This is a genomic window from Dyadobacter sp. CY261, assembly GCF_021440085.1.
GTDB lineage: Bacteria > Bacteroidota > Bacteroidia > Cytophagales > Spirosomataceae > Dyadobacter.
In genome coordinates, this window is record NZ_JAKCPW010000001.1 from 1,074,989 (window position 1) to 1,092,686 (window position 17,698).

General features: G+C 50.0%; 13 protein-coding genes. 11 read left to right on the forward strand and 2 right to left on the reverse strand.

What is annotated here, in order from left to right:
- Nucleotides 1-4 precede the first annotated feature (4 nt).
- Nucleotides 5-742 (reverse strand): IclR family transcriptional regulator, encoded by a 738-nt coding sequence (locus tag LZD49_RS04360; protein ID WP_234666097.1) that lies wholly within the window; start codon nt 740-742, stop codon nt 5-7.
- Between the two features lie 289 nt (nt 743-1,031).
- Here LZD49_RS04360 and LZD49_RS04365 point away from each other — a divergent pair, with 289 nt between their 5' ends.
- The 3 genes from LZD49_RS04365 (at nt 1,032) to LZD49_RS04375 (ending at nt 8,315) form a co-directional block, all read left to right on the forward strand.
- Complete coding sequence (locus tag LZD49_RS04365; protein ID WP_234666098.1) at nt 1,032-4,133, forward strand: TonB-dependent receptor; 3,102 nt, start codon at nt 1,032-1,034, stop codon at nt 4,131-4,133.
- Nucleotides 4,134-4,152: 19 nt separating this feature from the next.
- Nucleotides 4,153-5,595, forward strand: a complete 1,443-nt coding sequence (locus LZD49_RS04370; protein WP_234666099.1) for a RagB/SusD family nutrient uptake outer membrane protein — start codon at nt 4,153-4,155, stop codon at nt 5,593-5,595.
- Between the two features lie 107 nt (nt 5,596-5,702).
- Nucleotides 5,703-8,315, forward strand: coding sequence for a GH39 family glycosyl hydrolase (locus LZD49_RS04375; protein WP_234666100.1), 2,613 nt, complete (start codon nt 5,703-5,705; stop codon nt 8,313-8,315).
- 47 nt (nt 8,316-8,362) lie between these two features.
- On the opposite strand, the gene LZD49_RS04380 is transcribed toward LZD49_RS04375, so the two are convergent.
- Entirely contained in the window at nt 8,363-8,569 is a 207-nt protein-coding gene (locus tag LZD49_RS04380) for a hypothetical protein (protein WP_234666101.1), read from the reverse strand.
- A 115-nt stretch (nt 8,570-8,684) separates the two neighbouring features.
- On the opposite strand from LZD49_RS04380, the gene LZD49_RS04385 reads away from it, so the two are divergent.
- From LZD49_RS04385 to LZD49_RS04420, 8 genes are all read left to right on the forward strand, one after another.
- Nucleotides 8,685-10,346, forward strand: a complete 1,662-nt coding sequence (locus LZD49_RS04385; protein ID WP_234666102.1) for a sodium:solute symporter family protein — start codon at nt 8,685-8,687, stop codon at nt 10,344-10,346.
- Nucleotides 10,347-10,372: 26 nt separating this feature from the next.
- Nucleotides 10,373-11,857 carry a GH39 family glycosyl hydrolase gene (locus LZD49_RS04390; protein WP_234666103.1) on the forward strand — a complete coding sequence of 495 codons (1,485 nt, stop codon included), beginning with the start codon at nt 10,373-10,375 and terminating at the stop codon, nt 11,855-11,857.
- Nucleotides 11,858-11,862: 5 nt separating this feature from the next.
- On the forward strand, nt 11,863-13,245 hold the full coding sequence (uxaC, locus tag LZD49_RS04395) for a glucuronate isomerase (RefSeq protein ID WP_234666104.1): 1,383 nt from the start codon (nt 11,863-11,865) through the stop codon (nt 13,243-13,245).
- 5 nt (nt 13,246-13,250) lie between these two features.
- Entirely contained in the window at nt 13,251-14,084 is an 834-nt protein-coding gene (locus LZD49_RS04400; protein WP_234666105.1) for an SDR family NAD(P)-dependent oxidoreductase, read from the forward strand.
- Between the two features lie 32 nt (nt 14,085-14,116).
- On the forward strand, nt 14,117-14,893 hold the full coding sequence (locus tag LZD49_RS04405) for an RraA family protein (RefSeq protein ID WP_234666106.1): 777 nt from the start codon (nt 14,117-14,119) through the stop codon (nt 14,891-14,893).
- Nucleotides 14,894-14,914: 21 nt separating this feature from the next.
- Nucleotides 14,915-15,892 carry a mannonate dehydratase gene (locus LZD49_RS04410; RefSeq protein WP_234666107.1) on the forward strand — a complete coding sequence of 326 codons (978 nt, stop codon included), beginning with the start codon at nt 14,915-14,917 and terminating at the stop codon, nt 15,890-15,892.
- A gap of 149 nt (nt 15,893-16,041) precedes the next feature.
- Complete coding sequence (locus tag LZD49_RS04415) at nt 16,042-16,677, forward strand: RNA polymerase sigma factor (RefSeq protein WP_234666108.1); 636 nt, start codon at nt 16,042-16,044, stop codon at nt 16,675-16,677.
- A gap of 90 nt (nt 16,678-16,767) precedes the next feature.
- On the forward strand, nt 16,768-17,616 hold the full coding sequence (locus LZD49_RS04420; RefSeq protein WP_234666109.1) for a FecR family protein: 849 nt from the start codon (nt 16,768-16,770) through the stop codon (nt 17,614-17,616).
- Nucleotides 17,617-17,698: the final 82 nt, after the last annotated feature.

A 17,698-nucleotide genomic window follows, 5' to 3' on the forward strand; every position in this document is an offset into this window, starting at 1 on the left:
CGTTTCATTCCAGCTTCTGACTGATCTGCGTTGCTGTGTCCCGGAGTGCTAGCACGATTTCTTTTTGCCGGGAAGCTGAGCAGCGGTAATCCGGCAGGAAGATGCTCAGGCCGGCAACAACTTTGTCCTTGGCAAATACCGGCACCGCGAAGCCGCGTACGTGCGTGTTCTTTAAATGCGTCATGCAAATCCCTTCCCGCCTGATACTAATCAATGCTTCCATCAGCGACATGCGGCTTGCAGCTTCTTCCCAAAGCTCTGCATCGGGAAGCCCGTTATGCGCTATAAAACGTTCCAGTTCCTTTTCCGGGAGATAAGCCAGCAGCAGCCTGCCACTCGCAGTTTCGTACACATTCCGCTCGGAACGGACCTGTACCTGTATATCCTGGGTTGAATGCACGGCATAAAGGATGTAACGCTTCTGATTCCGCAGTACTCCAAGCAGGCACGATTCATTAAGCATTGCCGTAAGCTGCGCCATAGAATCGCGCGCGGCTACGACGAGGTCCTGTTCGTATTTGACTTCATTGGTAAGCCTGTAAGCCGCAAGCCCCAGCCGATAGCCTTTCTTTTTGCCCACATGTTCCAGATAGCCCTTCCCGATCATCGTGTTAATGATGTTTGAAGCTGTTGCCTGGTTGAGTTGAAGTTCATACGAAATTTCAGTCAGCGTCACAGCCTGACCGTTGCGCTGTGCAACGAGTTCGAGAATATCCAGTGCCTTGATTATAACTTGTACCATACTTTATCGATGTGATAGTAAATCTAGGGCAATGTGATGGTTAAAGCAAAAAATCTTTAATTTTTTGCCAGAGTATGGGAGTGCTTCCTAAATGTCTTTTTGTAGGTATAAATAATTGATATATAGCACATTAAACTATAAAATTCACTGTTTGGCCAAGCAAGTGCTCTTGAAAATTTTAATCAAAATAAATTTATTATACAAAAACTGTGTGTGAAATAAATTTGTTTATTAATATTGCATTGTTGAAGTATTATTTACTATTGTTGAAGTATAATCCAATAACCCTATGGAAACAATCTTTACCAGCAAGCCGGTTTGGTGGCTTGGTATTTGTCTTCTGCTGCTGACCGATTCGGTTTTCGCCCAAACGATCACCGGCAGGATTTCTGATGAAAATGGCGCGAAGTTGCCCGGCGTGAGTGTCGTATTGAAAGGCACGCAAAAAGGCACTTCTTCGAATGTTGACGGCGAGTTTTCAATTGCCGCATCGGGACCGGCCTCTATGCTGGTGTTTTCATACGTGGGATATGTAAGTCAGGAAATTGCAGTGGGCGATCGCACCCAAATCAACCTAACGCTCGTCGAGGATAACAAATCACTTCGCGAAGTGGTGGTGGTCGGTTATGGCACGCAGGAAAAGAAGGATTTAACAGGGGCCATCTCATCCATTGCAGCCAAGGACATTGTCAAAACGCCGGTATCGGGTTTCGATCAGGCTTTGCAGGGACAGGTGGCCGGACTTCAGATATCAAGCTCGTCCGGCGCGCCGGGCAGCAACACCAATATCCTGATTAGAGGAATAGGGTCGATATCCGGTGGTAATGAGCCTCTTTTTGTGATCGACGGCTTTCCGGTTTCCGGCGCGGGAGTAGGAAATCCATTGAACACGATCAGTCCCAACGATATTGAAAGCATCGATGTGCTCAAAGATGCTTCGGCCACTGCAATTTATGGGTCCAGAGGCTCTAATGGCGTCATTATCGTGACGACCAAGCGCGGCAAATCCGGAAAAGCGCAGATACAGGTCGATGCCTACACGGGATTTCAACAACTGGGCCGCAAAATTGAAATGATGAATGCCGAAGAGTTTGCAAGATTCACGATAGACGGTCGTAATAATGGCTATCTCGACAATGTCGCAACCGGTAAAATAACAGATCCCAATAGCGTCCGGCCCGCAACATTTCGCATTCCCGTGGATTTGCAGGATCCGGCAGTATTGGGAGAAGGCACCGACTGGCAGGATGCGATCTTCCGCAATGCGTCCATTAGCAATATACAGGTGGCTGCCTCAGGAGGAAATGAAAATGTACGTTATGCCGTTTCGGCAGGTTACTTCAATCAAAAGGGTATAATTATTAATACGGGATTGAAACGGTATAGCTTCCGTGCCAATGCCGATGCCAAAGTTTCAAAACGCCTTACCGTGGGCGTGAGCCTGCTGCCAAGCCTCACATCCCAGGACAACCTGCCTTTTTCGGGACACTACGGAGGATTCGGTATCATTCAAACCGCCATGGGCATTTCGCCACACGTACCCATATACCGGCCAGACGGATCATATGGCAATGAAATACCAGCGCCGGAGGGCTCCGCGGGCTTTCAGAGTCCGGTTAAAATCGCTAACGAATACAAAAACCCTTCATCTCAGTTCAGACTGTTGGGTAACACTTACGCCGAATTTGCGATCTCAGGCGATCTCAAATTCCGGACAACGTTCGGGGCCGATCTGAATTATTCAAAAAATCAGATCTGGATACCATCTACACTAAGTACATCGGCACCGATCGGCATCGCCTCTGCGACGGCTACCCGCTCAGAGAATATCAACTGGTTGAACGAAAACACATTAAGTTATAAAAAGACATTTGGGAAGCACATGGTCGATCTGGTAGGCGGCTTTACAGCACAGCGCGAAACAGGCGATGTGATCACTGCCAATGCTATTAATTTCCCCGATAACCTGATCCCCAACATTAATGGCGGCACAGTCAACAGCGGAACAGAGAACATTCAGGATTATACCATTTTATCGCTGCTGGCCAGGGCCAACTACACATTCAACGACCGGTACCTGATTACGGCGACGCTTCGCCGCGACGGATCATCCCGTTTTGGCGAGAACAACCGCTGGGGTACTTTCCCTTCCGCCTCGGTGGGCTGGCGGGTCTCAGAGGAAGCATTTATGAAGTCCCAGCATTTTGTCACCGATCTCAAACTGCGGGCAAGCTACGGCCTCACAGGCAACAATGCGATCGGTAATTACCGCGCGATTGGTCAGCTTACCAATGCCAATTACATCATCGGCGATGCGCTTACGCCCGGGCTGGCACGCAGCTCGTTTTCAAACGGACAGCTGGGCTGGGAATCGATGAAACAGCTTGATCTGGGCCTGGACCTTTCCCTGCTCGACGGCAGAGTTAACCTTACGGCCGATGTTTATGACAAGCGGAATACCAATATGCTTTTTAACATATCCACACCCGGAGCAACCGGATTGACCAACGCAGTGGTTAACCTGGGAGAAGTGCAGAACAAGGGTCTCGAACTGGCATTAATGACCCGCAATACGGCCGGGGCATTCAAATGGACCACCAATTCCAACATTACCTTCAACCGAAACAAAGTGCTGGCCATGAGTACGGATGCCGAACGTATTTTCAGCAGTGCAAACGGACAGGTTGCCAACACGCACGTAACACAGGTGGGAAGCCCGATCGGTGTTTTCTTTGGTCGTCGCCAGTTGGGTATTTTCCAGACTGCGCAGGAAGTGGCTGAGTACAAAGCGCAGCCACTGGCCAAACCCGGCGATGTGAAGTGGAAGGATATCGATGGCAACGGCGTGATCAACGACAACGACCGGGAGGTGATCGGCAGCTCGCATGCCAAATACTTTTTCGGGTTTAACAACACTTTTACCTATAAAAACCTCAGCCTGGATATTGCTACCAATGGGATGGTCGGTTACCAGATCTACGACGGCACGTTCATGATCAACAATGCCGGGGTGCAGAACAACACCAAATATGTTTATGATAACCGCTGGATTTCTCCCGAGCAGCCAGGTGACGGAAGGTTCGGCAGGACGATCAGGGGCGGTAAGAACACCAACACCGTTTACAGCTCGCAGTATCTTTTCAACGGCTCCTATTTGAGAATCCGCACCGTAACACTCGCGTATATGCTGCCGCAAAGCCTGACGCAGCGCGTGGGCTTGCAGAATGTGCGTATATATGCGACCGGTACAAACCTGTTCACGTTCACCGGTTATCGCGGATATGACCCGGAAGTAAGCGTTTCCAACGACAATCTGCTCGCCTCGCGCTCCGACTTTGGAAATTATCCCATCGCACGGTCATTCACACTAGGCATTAACCTCTCATTCTGAAATTCATAACCGGATTATCATGAAAATAAGACATATAAGTTTAGCCATTCTGGCCTTCTGGCTCAGCGCTTGCAGCGATTTCCTCTCCGTTTTGCCGGAAACCGAACGCACCGTGGCCAATTTTTACAAAACACCGGCCGACTACAATACCGCCGTGATCGGTACCTACGCGACATTCAAGCATGCCGGATTGTACGGTACAGGCGGTGGCTCGCTGATCTGGCTGGGGGAAGTTTCAACCGACAATACCGAATATGGCTATACGCGTACGCCGGTCAGCGCGATTGGTTTTGAAATTGAAGATTTGAACTATTCCCTTTCAAACACCTATTTCCGCGATGCATGGCTTGGGCACTACCAGGGAATCGCACGTGCAAACGGGATTTTGGACCGGATCGGTGATGCTGAATTTGATGCCGGACTGAAAGCGCAATACGAAGGTGAAGCCCGGTTTCTGCGTGCTATGTTTTATTTCAATCTGGTGCAGCTATTCGGCGATGTGCAACTGATCACGACCGAGATTGGCGATCCGTACGCGACTGCCGATATTCAACGCTCACCGGCGTCGGACGTGTACGCGCTCATCGAAGCCGACCTGGCTGTGGCCGAAGAGAAACTTCCAGCAACAATCACCGCAGCTAACGCGGGGCGTGCTTCCAAATGGGCGGCAAAGGCGCTGCTGGGTAAGGTCTTACTAACACAAAAGAAATATGCGCCCGCAGCCGCAAAGCTGAAAGAAGTGATCGATTCAAATGCACACCGTCTGATGGCCAGCTATGCCGATGTGTTTTCCGCATCGACTTCGTTTGCCAACAACAAGGAGGTGATCTTAGCTGTGCAGAACAAAGGCGGGCAAATTGGGCAGGGCGGAGGATTTTATACCCTGTGGACGCCTTTTGGCGCGGCATCACCAGATTTTGGTGTGTCCGGCGGGCCGGGCGACGGGGTCAACAAGCCGACCGCCGACCTGATTGCAGCATATGAGAAGGGTGATGTTAGAAAAACGGCATCCATAGCAACGTCCTACACGAACACGGGCGGGGTCGTCATCAACGAACCTTATCCGGTCAAATTCATTCAAACGGGCATTATCCGTGGCGAATCGGACGTGGATTACCCCGTACTTCGCTATGCCGACGTGCTGCTGATGTATGCCGAAACCTTGAACGAGCAAAATCAGCCAGCCGCCGCATTACCGCTGATCAATCAGGTGCGTAAACGCGCCGGATTGCCGGATCTGACCGCGGGCACGCAAGCCGATCTGCGGCTCGCCCTGGAGAATGAGCGCCGCGTGGAATTCGCTTTCGAAAGCCAGCGCTGGTTCGACCTGAAACGGACCGACCGCTTTGTGCCGGTTATGACTGCCAAGGGCCATCCGGCCAAACCTTTTCAGAATCTGTACCCGGTTCCGCTACGAGAACTTGAACTGAACAAGAAACTGACCCAGAATCCGGGATATTGACGTGAATTCAAGGTTTCTCTTTGCGTGGACCTTAAATGAAAGGCCATGTTTACGATTCGCCGGTGCTCATCGCGGATAGAGAAACAGTAATTTAAATGTGGTAACAGATGAAATTCACATACATGAAATGGTTGATCATGACGGCAATGCTGGCCATGGCAAATATAAATGATAGTCGGGCTCAAACGCCCGACTTAAAAGCAGACAACGGCGTAAAAAAGATCGCATCCGGCAGGATCATCCACCGCTTTTTTGATACTTCGCCTGTCAGCCCATCTGGTAAATTCGTGGCCTTGTTCCGTATGCCCTATGAGGATCATACACCTATACCCGGTGATGCCGGCGAGGTTGTGCTGGTTGACTTGACATCTGGCGTCGAGCGCATTGTGGCTACTTCCCGCGGTTGGGAAATACAGCTCGGGGCGCAGGTGCAATGGGGCGCCAGCGATGAGGAATTGTATTTCAATGACGTCGATACGGGCACCTGGAAGGCATTTGCGGTCAAATTGAACCCGCTTACGGGCGCGTTGAGGCGGCTGGAAGGGACTGTATTTATGGCGTCGCGCGACGGCAAAAAACTGGCTAGTCATAACCTGATCAAATCCCGGTACGCCCAGATCGGCTACGGGGTGATTATTCCCAAAGAGCTGGCTGCGCGAAATGTCGGCATTCCCGGGGACGACGGCATTTTTATTACTGATACCGATTCGGGTAAGTCAAAACTACTGGTTTCGATCCGGGATATTTATGAAAAGTCGGTCCCTTCCATTGCCATATCAAATCCGCAGGACTACGAGTATTATTGTTTTCAGGTTAAATGGAATCCTCAGGGAACGCGGCTGCTGACAACGGTTCAATGGTCGCCGGTCGGCGGCGGTGCTAGAAAGAGGGCCGTAATCACTATGAACGCCGACGGGTCTGATCTGAAAACCGCTATCACGCCCGAGCAATGGGCAAAGGGCGGGCATCACGTGAACTGGATGCCCGACGGCGATCATATTTCCATGAACCTGGAACTGGAAGGCAAACCCGGACTGGAACTGATCACCGCCCGGTACGACGGCAGCAATTTGAAAACGGTTTTTCAACCGGGCTCCGGACACCCTTCTTACCACCCCAAAGGAATGCCGCTGATTGTGACCGACGCCTATCCGGGTGAAATGGTCACGGCCGGTGACGGTACGGTACCTATCCGCTTGCTGAATACCCAGACAGGTGCGGAGCAGAAACTCGCCAGTATTTTTCTTTCCAAAGCCGAAGGAGAGTTTCGCATCGATGCACATCCTGCCTGGGATTACACGGGGAAATATGTGGTTTTTAATGGCTTGTCTGATGGGACCAGAAGCGTTTTCATCGTCCCGGTTAGCGGCGGCGGTACAACTGCGGCTTACCCTTGGGAGGTTCTGGGTAAACTTCAAACCCGCGATGCCAAACAAATACGGCACAGCAGCTGGTCGATCGGCGGCGAGACACTCGACCGGGACTATACCGATTATCAGTCTTATAGAACCTGGCTGGGACCGTTAGGAGCGAAGCGGATACGTTTGCAAGGGGGCTGGTCCAAATGTGAGAAAGTAAAAGGGATTTATGATTTTAAATGGCTGGATGCGGTGATTCCCGATGCGGCATCACGAGGGGTGTATCCGTGGGTGGAGCTCTCGTACGGAAATCCGATTTATGAGGGCGGGGGCGAGGCGAAGCTGGCAGGTCACATTCCAACGTCCCCGGAGGCATTGAAAGCGTGGGATAACTGGGTGCGGGCCATCGTGACGCGCTATAAGGAGCAGGTTCCTGAATGGGAAATATGGAACGAACCAGACCTGAATCCCCAGCATACCGGCCGGGAAATCGGCGCATTTTACCTGCGCACGGCCAGGATCGTCAAGTCCGTCCAGCCGAATGCCAGGCTCATTGCCCTTGGAATGGCCAGCGTCACACGCTTTGATTTCATGAAAGACTTTATGGATTATCTCAAAGAGAACGACGGGTTGCAATACGTCGATTTGCTTACCTACCATGGTTACGCGTACAATCCCGATGAGTCTTACCCAAAAATCGAAAAGCTGCGCGAATTGGTTTGGCGCTACAAACCCTCGATCGTCTTCATGCAAGGAGAGAATGGGGCACCTTCAACGCCTAAGGAAGTGACGATCGGCGCATTGCGTGACCAGGATTGGACAGAGCTTACACAAGCCAAATGGGACCTGCGCAGAATGCTGGGCGACCACGGCCGCGGAATCGCGACCAACCTGTTCACCATCAGCGATATTCATTACGCGCCTGGTGATCATATGGTAGGAATTAATACCAAAGGGATCTTGAAAACCAATGCCGACAAAACGATCGATCGTCCTAAAATGGCATTCTTTGCCGCCCAGCGCGTCTTTTCACTTTTTGATGATCAGCTCAGTTTGCAGAAGGACCAGCCGGAGTTGAATCAAGAAAACATCTACGCCTTTCATTACAAACAGGGTAAAGAAGCTCACCTTATCACAGTGTGGAGTGGTGAAGCCAGGCCAGCCGAAAGCTATACGGCCCGGCTGATTAACGTGAGTGTTGCGGGGATTTTTAAACAACCTGTCCTGGCAGATTTAATCACAGGAGAGATTTACGCGATCCCAGAAGAAAACTGGACCATTCAGGGCAGAAAGACGACCTTCAAAGACATCCCAGTTCCAGATTACCCAGTAGTAATTGCGGAAGGAATGCTACTTAATTAACCGTAAGAGATAGTATTTGACCAACGCAGATGTGTCAAAAAAAAGATTCATATTCTTTCTTCCCGTGAGGCCAGAATATCATTGGATAGACCACTTTTCAAACCTGCTAAGGCCTCTCTTACTTGCAAATGGGCTTTATTCGTTCCTGACGGTAGTTGTGGACGACCTTTTAGTAATTCGATATACCCATAAATGAGCATGAGTTCCTCGATTGAAAGTGTATCAATTTGGCTGATTACCTGCTCCTTTAACATACGTGTAATGTAGTTTTAACACAACTTATTAAAGATACTAAGAAATGCCAAATTGACGGGCCAAAGGTTAATGCAATATCAACAAGCACTTAAATAGCTATTTAACAAAACCAATATGAACAAACTCCATACCCTGGACTATGTTACCATCATCGTCTACATGGTTCTGATGTCGGGGATAGGCATTTTTCTGGGGCGGTACATCAAGAATATCGGTGACTATTTCAAGGGCGGAAGCGGCATTTCGTGGCTGGCGGGGGGCATTAGTAATTTTATGACCAAATTCAGCTCGTTTGTTTTCGTAGCCTATGCCGGAATCGCTTATTCGGATGGCCTGGTGGCCATTACGTTGATATGGAGCACGATATTTCCTTCCGTGCTGGCGGTTTTTGTTTATGCCAAACTCTGGAAAAGGGCCGGGATCATCAGTCCGGTGGAGTACCTGGAAACGCGCTTCAATGCATCCATCCGGCAAATATTTTCATGGAGCGGGGTGCTGCTGAAAGTACTCGACGACATGCTCAAACTTTATTCGATCGGCATATTTGTAACCGCAGCCTCGGGCATACCCTTTGAAACGGCAGTCATCTTCTGTGGCCTGGTGGTGGCCGTTTATACTGTAATAGGCGGGTTCTGGGCGGTTATTGTCACGGATGTAGTGCAGTTTGTCATCCTGTTCTTCTCGACATTGATACTCGTTCCGCTTGCTTATCATGCAGCCGGAGGTATCTCGCACATGCAGGAGGTGATCCCCGACAATATGCAGTTTTTGAACGGCAAAAAAGGCACGCCGTTTTTCGTCTTCGTCTACTACATCCTGATTATCATCAAATACAACGGCAACTGGACTTTCATACAACGGTTTTACAGCGCAAAAACCGAAGAAGACGGCAAGAAAATCGGATGGCTTTCAGCAATATTGTTTTTGATATTTCCTGTGATATTCCTTTTCCCGGCAGTGGCAGCAAGGGTGATCCTGCCCGAACTGGAAAACCCAGAAATGGCTTATGTGGCACTTTGTTTGAAACTGCTGCCGCAAGGGATCATGGGACTCATGCTCTCAGCAATGTTTGCCGCCACGATGTCTGTTCTCAGCGCCGAATACAATGTGACAGCCAGCGTGCTCACCCGCGACATTTACCAGCGGCTCTTCCGGGCCGATTCCACTCCAAGAGAAACGCTCTGGGTTGCCCGTATCATGACTTTGGCGGTTGGTTTGATCGTCACCGTCGGAGCACTTTATGTAGGCCGGTTTGGAGGGGCATTCAAGGCCAACCAGTACTTGACGGGTATTTTTTCGATTCCCATGATAATTCCCGTCATTATGGGGATTGTCTTCTGGCGGCCGCAGCCCTGGGGAGCTATCGCAACTTTGGTCATTGGAATTGCCACGGGTATTGCTTTGAACCTGAACCCGCAAATCAGCTGGGAAATGGCCACTTTTATTGAAATCGTGGTCTGTATAGCGGTATTCCTTGCCTCAGGTTTATTCCTTTCAAAAGACAGGGAGTATGTCAACAGGGTCAGCCGGTTTTTTCAAAAGCTGGCAAGTCCTGCGCCGGCAGTAAGCGGAGCGAGTGATTCTGCGGTCATTACCGGCTTGATGATGCTCTACGCATTCGCCTTTCTGGTTACCGGAAGCATGTTCATTTTCATGGGCTTTCCGTCGGCGGCGAACCTGAGCGGCAAACTCGCCATCGGCTCCGGGGTGATCTGTATCATTGGCGCCGGGGTGTTTTACTGGCGTGGGAGAGGGCAAAGGGCTGATCGCAGCTGAGTGATTTACTTGTTTAATAATTGTATATGAGAGTATTAAGTCTTTTAATCGCATTCATCTGCTTTACCTGTGGCGCATCTTCACAGGCGCAGAATGCAACTGTCGAAACGGGCATTCCCCTGCGCAAGATCGGGCAGCTCAAACCCAGAAGCACCGGCGAGATCGTTGCGTCAAACTGGATACTGGGCTGCGAAACCCTGGACAGGGATATGACCGACTATGAACAGTACAAGGAGTACATCGCGCCGCTCGGCATCAAAATGCTCCGAATGCAGGCCGGATGGGCCAAGACCGAGAAAGTGAAAGGGCAGTATGATTGGGCGTGGCTTGACAAGATCATCGACGACGCGGCCCGACGCGGCTTTCAACCATGGCTGGAAACTTCCTATGGCAATCCTATCTACCCGGGTGGCGGCGGTGTGAACCTGAGCGCCGGTATCCCCAGCTCTCCCGAGGCACTTGCAGCCTGGGACAAATGGGTCGCCGCGCTGGTAACGCGTTACAAAGACAAAGTAGTCGATTGGGAAGTCTGGAACGAGCCTAATTTTGGCGATAATGAGATTAACACCGCCGAAAAAGTCGCCGACCTGAACATCAGGACGGCAGTAATCATCAAACGAATCCAGCCGCAAGCGCGCATTTCCGGTCTGGCGATGGGGCATATCGACTTAAAATATGCCGACGCTTTTTTCAAATACATCCAGGATAAAGGCAAATTGAACCTGTTCGACAATATGACCTATCATGATTATGTCTACAACCCCGATTCCAATTACGATCATGTAGGTCAACTGCGGCAACTGCTCGACAAATATGCGCCCAACGTAAAGCTGCGCCAGGGTGAAAATGGCGCGCCGTCGTTCTCCGGGGGCGGGCGTGGGGCGTTAGGCGATTATGAATGGAGCGAATTGTCGCAGGCCAAATGGAATACCAGAAGGATGCTGGGTGATCTCGGCCACGACATGATGAGTAGTATCCTCGGCATAATCGATATAAACTACGCCGTTACGGCCGGTCCGATCAAGAAACTGAATGTAAAAGGACTGATTGAATCGGACTCGTCAAAAAGGGCGATACGTCCCAAAATGGCTTATTTCGCCATGCAACACGTTACCGCCGTATTCGATCATACGCTGGTTCGTATCAAAAACCTGCACCCGACTTTCAACGGCAATGCAAAAACGGAAGCCGGTGAAGTTAAATATTCCAAAAGCACGGACAGAAGCATTTCGGTTTATGGCTACGCGCATGCAAAGACCGGCAAACAGCTTTTTACAATATGGTCCGACGAGGCTATTCCGGCCAATACCAACAATATCAGAAACATCACATTCACCTTTCTGAATGCCGACATCGATCAGCCTGTTTATGTAGACATCATTAGCGGAGGCGTTTATGAAATCCCGCCATCGCAGTGGAAAAAGACCGATAATAAGATGATTTTCAGCAAAGTGCCCGTTTATGACGCGCCGGTACTGATTGCGGATAAGTCGCTGATAACTTTGAAGTAGCTCTTATGATCACAGCAGATTTCCTATTAACAAACCCGACCGCCAGGGCGCTTTTCCATGACACCGCCGAACGGCTTCCGATCATTGATTTTCACAATCATATTGATCCGGCTCCGCTTGCGGCCAACACGCATTTTACCAACATTTACCAGGTTTGGGTCAAGAATGATCCTTACAAACACCGGGCAATGCGCATCTACGGCATAGCCGAAGCATTCATTACCGGCAGTGAAGCCTCTGATTACGATAAATTTCTGGCCTGGGCCGAATGCATGATGCAAACAGTAGGGAACCCGCTTTTTCACTGGTCTTGCATGGAATTGCAGCGGGTTTTTGGCATTAACGAGTTGCTTACACCCTCCAATGCGCGCCAAATCTGGGAAAGGGCCAATGAAGTGCTGGCAAGCGAAGGCTTTGGAGCGCTGGATATATTGAAAAAGTTCAATGTCGAAACGCTCTGTACATCAGACGACTTGCTGGATGATCTGGCCAATCATTCCCTACTCGCCGGCGCCGACGTGGGTGTAAGCTGCCTGCCGTCGCTCCGGGGTGATAGTATCCTTGCCTTTGACAGACACTGGACCGTTCAATTGCAGCAGGTCAGCCAGATTGAGATCACGGGGCTTGACGCTTACAAAGATGCAATCATTAACCGGCTCGATTTCCTGGATCGCCAGGGCTGTCTATTGTCCGATCATTCGCTGGATGCCGGGTTCAGATATGTTTCCACCGGCGAATCAGTGGCTGATAATCTTTTTGCCAGGGTTATCAGGCAAGAAAGTCTGGATACGGAAGATCTGGTAGCGCTGCAATCGAATTTGCTGCATTTTCTGGGACAGCAGTACGCCAGGCGGCAATGGAAAATGCAGCTGCACATCGGCGCAAACCGCTTTACAAGCACCACGCTTCGCAATAAGCTGGGCCCGGCGGGCGGCTACGCGAGCATTGGAAACGCAGTAGACGTGCATTCGGTCAGCCGGTTGCTCGACGATCTGGACGTGCAGAACTCACTGCCTAAAACCATCCTTTATACTTTAAACCCGGCGGATAATGCGGTTTTTGCTTCCCTTACCGGCTCGTTTTCAGAAGATGGCGTGCGGGGAAAAGTACAGTTCGGGCCAGCGTGGTGGTATAACGACCACTATGAGGGGATTGTCCAGCAATTAGTAACACTGAGTTCTTACGGGCTGCTGAGCGCAAGTATCGGTTTCACGACCGACTCGCGCAGCATCCTTTCTTTCAGTCGCCACGAGTATTATCGTCGCATAGTTTGCAATCTGATCGGCACGTGGGCCGAAGAAGGCAAGCTACCGGATGACCCCGGATTCCTGGGCGAACTGGTCAGCAATATCAGTTACTACAACATTAAAAACTGGATCAAAAAATAACAGATATGGACATTCAAAAAGTAGCGGTAGTGACCGGGGCAGGAGGGACGCTCTGTTCGGAGATGGCCCGTGACCTTGCGCGACAGAAGTACCGCGTTGCATTGCTGGGACGAAGCCTGGACAAGCTGAAAATAGTCGAAAATCAAATTATCGAGGCGGGTGGTACGGCCATTTCGGTAAGTACGGACGTGGCCAATGAAGATTCCGTACGTGCTGCCAGGGAAATTGTAGAAAAGGAACTGGGCATATGCTCGGTGTTGATCAACGGTGCGGGCGGCAACCAGATGGAAGCGCTTACCAACACGACCGAATTCGACGAAAGGGAATTACTCGACGATCAGTCTGTGAAAGGGTTTTTTAATTTGAATATGCGGGTCTTCCAAAGCGTCATCGACGTCAATACAATGGGAACGGTACTGCCGAGCTTTGTTTTCGGAAAAGGGATGGCCCGGCAAAAACACGGAGTGATCATCAATATCGCGTCCATGAACAGTTTCCGCCCGCTTACCAAGGTAGGTGCTTACGGAATCGCCAAGGCCGGTATCGCTAATTTTACCCAGTGGCTTGCAGCCTACCTGGCACCGGCCAACATTCGCGTCAATGCCATTGCCCCCGGATTCTTTCTGAATGACCGCAGCCGCAAGATCATGTTCAATGCGGATGGATCTCAAACGGCCCGCGCTGAAAATGTATTGAATCACACACCTCAAAGACGTTTCGGCGAAGCTGCGGAGCTGCTGGGTTGCATGAACTGGCTTATCAATGATGAGGCTGCCGGCTTCGTAACTGGCATTATTGTGCCGGTGGACGGAGGTTTTTTGTCTAATGCAGGGGTTTGAAAATGAAATTAAAAAAATAAACGAATAGCTATATGAACACTGAAAATCATACAAACGGAACCCAATCCGGGTCTGAGCAATATCGGAAAGAAGTAGGGATGATGAACCTGGAACGGTTTATTGCCGAGCGGGAAACGATTTCCGACAAGCCGTTTCCAATCCCCGATCAGGAATTATTGTCACGTTTCGAGCAACTCTACACAGGGGCCGTCAATGATGTTTTGCGCGAATTCTGCCTGCTGCATCAGGCACTTCCCAACAGGATCGTCCCGTTACGCGAATACCGCACCGTCGCGGGTCTGGCGTTCACTGTCAAAAGTGCGCCGAATGCGAAGATCACAGGAGAAATGGAGTTTCGCACTCAAATGCTGGATGCCATGCACGAGAATGCGTTTGTGGTATGGGATTCGAGCAAGGACGAGCAGGCGACGATGTGGGGAGGGGTGATGACGGCGACAGCCAAAAATAAAGGGATCAAGGCTGCTTGCCTCGATGGCGGGATACGCGACACGCATCAGATACTGGAAGCGGATTTTCCTGTTTTTTATAAATACCGGATCTCAAACGGAAGCCTGGGACGCTGCCTGATCACCCATTTTCAAACAGTGATCCAGATCGATGACGTAACGATCAAACCGGGAGATGTAGTACTGGGTGACATCGACGGTGTGCTCATTGTTCCGCGCGACATTGCCTACGAGGTCCTTTTACGGGCAGAGGAGATCCGGGAGAATGAAAAGCAAATATTCGGCTGGGTCCACAATGGCGAATCCATTCAAACCATTACGGAAAGGGGAGGGTATTTTTAAGTGGAGCAAACCGACAAAAGCATGTTTCTTTCATTCTTATTTTTTGGAAATACCCCTGATGAAAAATGGCAGTTGTGCCGCCAGATGGGCATTGATTATGCTATTGCCAAGCTTGCACCTGAGCTTACGGGCAATGCGGCAATAGACGACTACGATTCATTTGCCCGTTCAAAAGATATTTTTGAATCGAACGGCTTTCAACTGACCGGGTTGGAAGGCGATCAGTTTGATATGATCCGGATCAAGCTGGGGTTGCCGGGACGTGAAAGGGACATCGAGCGTTACCAGCGAATGCTGGAAAACATGGGCAGGTTGGGCGTTGGGCTGCTTTGTTACAATTTCATGGCCACCGGCTGGTATCGCACCGATGTTAATCTGCCTGAGAGGGGCGGAGCGGTCGTGAGTGGCTTTTCAATGGAAAAAGCGATAACCGAACCCGTTTCAAAATACGGAACTTTCAGCGAGAGCCAAATTTGGGAAAACTATCACTGGTTTATCGAACAGGTTATGCCGGTTGCCGAGGCCAACGGCGTAAGAATGGCACTGCATCCCGATGACCCGCCGATCAGCCCGTTGCATGGGATCAGCCGCATACTTACCTCCGCTGACGCGATCCGGAAAGCACTTTCGCTGTCGGATAGCAGCTCGCATGGCCTCACCTTTTGCCAGGGGACCTATACGACGATGAATGAAAATGTGCATGAGCTGATCCGCGAATTCGGTAGGGCGAAAAAGATCTTTTTTGTGCACATCCGTGACGTGAGAGGCACGCCCGAAAACTTCCGTGAAACTTTTCACGACAACGGGCCAACCGATATGTTCAAACTGATGAGGACTTATTATGACATTGGATTCGACGGGCCATTACGCTCAGACCACGTACCGACAATGGCCGGTGAAAGTAATGAACATTTTGGTTACGAAATGAAGGGCAACCTTTTCGGGATCGGCTATATCAAGGGATTGATGGATGCGGGCATTTCTATCAACCACCTGTAATGGATGTATTGGTCTGAATACCGTTAAATGTAAACCTGACAAGTACAATTTTCAATAGTTAAGGGTAGAACACCTGATAAGCAGTCTTAGTAAAATATTCCTATTGAAAAGTAGTACAGGTCAATTTTTGAGGCTAATCATTTCGCCAGATGGTTCGGGACAGGCTGACTTCACAAGAAAATCTATTATTGTGGGATGAATTTCGCTCCGGTGACCCGGAAGCATTTTCACGTATTTATGAGTTGTTTTCAGCCGACCTTTACCGCTATGGATATAATCTGGTCCGAAATAAGCAACTGGTCGAAGACTGCCTGCATGAATTGTTCCTGCACATTTACAATAGCCGCCAACGGATTGGTCCGACCGACAACATCAGGTTTTATATGTACCGGGCGCTCCGCAGGAGACTTACCGACGCGCTGGTCAGGCTTAAAAAGCTGGATTCTCAGGCGTATATTTTTGAGAGCGCGGAATTTCTGGTGGAATCCTATGAGACAGAACTGGTAGAGCAGCAGACATTAGACCATCAGCGGCAAATCGTCATTGCTGAGCTCAACCGGCTTCCCAAACGCCAACGCGAGATTTTATACCTGGTTTTCATGAAAGGACTCACGTACAGCCAGGCCGCGGAAGTGATGAATATTACGATGAAAAGCGTTTACAACACCATTCATGTCGCATTGTCCGCGCTACGGACCTCCGTGGCTGAACGGTTTGACCGCGAGTGGGTTTTCATCAATGTGACAATTGTCGCGTTGATGGGTTACCTCGCAGCCCTGTATTAAATATTCATTTCGAAACGGGAAAAAAGACAAACAAATACGTTCTACATTTAAGCAACTTGTTTTTACGTATTTGATATCTCACCACAGCATATGGAAGAACAGGATCCAACAGGAAACTATATCAGAAACATTCATTTTAAGGAAAGCTCGCCTTCCCAGGCAGATCTCGACCGGCTCAGGAGCCGGATATGGAATGATATTGCAGAAACGGAGACAAAAAAAGGCTGGTGGAACCGGCCCTATTACCTGATCGCTGCCTCGGTCTCGCTTTTGGTTGTTTCGGCAGGCATCGCCTGGTGGAGCATGCGGCCTTCGCATTTACGCACGGCTTACGGGGAGATCCGTACGATCACACTCGATGACGGATCACACGTTACGCTCAATGCAAATTCAGAAATAACAATCGGAAAAGATCTCGCTGACAATGCGGTGCGCGAAGTTTGGTTGGAGGGCGAAGCTTATTTTGATATCGCCAAACGCAACGGTGCGAAGTTTATCGTCCATACACCGGAAGCACAGGTAGAAGTGCTGGGTACGGAATTCAATGTAAACGCAAGGCGGCAAAACACCAGGGTTGTCCTGCATGAGGGAAAAGTGAAGCTGCATGCTGCCCATGCGCCTGCGGTGGTGATGAAGCCCGGGGATATGGCGATCGTTTCCGAACGCAAACAGCCGATCCGACTCCGGCCGGTGCGTACGGAACTTTATGATTCCTGGAAAGAATCCACGATCGTGCTCGACGGAAAGCCGGTTGGCGAAATTACTGAAATGCTTCTGGACAATTATGGAATACGGGTAAGCTTTGCAGATACTGCTTTCCTAAGCAAAAAACTGGAAGGAAAGCTCAGCCTTCAATCGACAGATGATTTTGTGACAAACCTTGCGACGATCCTGGATCTGGAAATAGAAAAGGACGGGAATAGTTATCTTTTCAGGTGAAAAGGGTTTAGTTAAAATAAATCGAAAAAAAATCATAGGAAAACGGGAAATGCGGGAAGGTCGCCTGTTTGACAGTTGCATG

Bases quoted from the DNA above. Each gene is read 5' to 3' on its own strand.
- LZD49_RS04360 (WP_234666097.1), bottom strand. From the start codon at position 742: ATGGTACAAGTTATAATCAAGGCACTGGATATTCTCGAACTCGTTGCA.
- LZD49_RS04380 (WP_234666101.1), bottom strand. From the start codon at position 8,569: ATGTTAAAGGAGCAGGTAATCAGCCAAATTGATACACTTTCAATCGAG.
- LZD49_RS04410 (WP_234666107.1), top strand. From the start codon at position 14,915: ATGTTTCTTTCATTCTTATTTTTTGGAAATACCCCTGATGAAAAATGG.
- LZD49_RS04390 (WP_234666103.1), top strand. From the start codon at position 10,373: ATGAGAGTATTAAGTCTTTTAATCGCATTCATCTGCTTTACCTGTGGC.
- LZD49_RS04375 (WP_234666100.1), top strand. From the start codon at position 5,703: ATGAAATTCACATACATGAAATGGTTGATCATGACGGCAATGCTGGCC.
- LZD49_RS04385 (WP_234666102.1), top strand. From the start codon at position 8,685: ATGAACAAACTCCATACCCTGGACTATGTTACCATCATCGTCTACATG.
- LZD49_RS04370 (WP_234666099.1), top strand. From the start codon at position 4,153: ATGAAAATAAGACATATAAGTTTAGCCATTCTGGCCTTCTGGCTCAGC.
- LZD49_RS04415 (WP_234666108.1), top strand. From the start codon at position 16,042: ATGGTTCGGGACAGGCTGACTTCACAAGAAAATCTATTATTGTGGGAT.
- LZD49_RS04365 (WP_234666098.1), top strand. From the start codon at position 1,032: ATGGAAACAATCTTTACCAGCAAGCCGGTTTGGTGGCTTGGTATTTGT.
- uxaC (WP_234666104.1), top strand. From the start codon at position 11,863: ATGATCACAGCAGATTTCCTATTAACAAACCCGACCGCCAGGGCGCTT.
- LZD49_RS04420 (WP_234666109.1), top strand. From the start codon at position 16,768: ATGGAAGAACAGGATCCAACAGGAAACTATATCAGAAACATTCATTTT.
- LZD49_RS04400 (WP_234666105.1), top strand. From the start codon at position 13,251: ATGGACATTCAAAAAGTAGCGGTAGTGACCGGGGCAGGAGGGACGCTC.
- LZD49_RS04405 (WP_234666106.1), top strand. From the start codon at position 14,117: ATGAACACTGAAAATCATACAAACGGAACCCAATCCGGGTCTGAGCAA.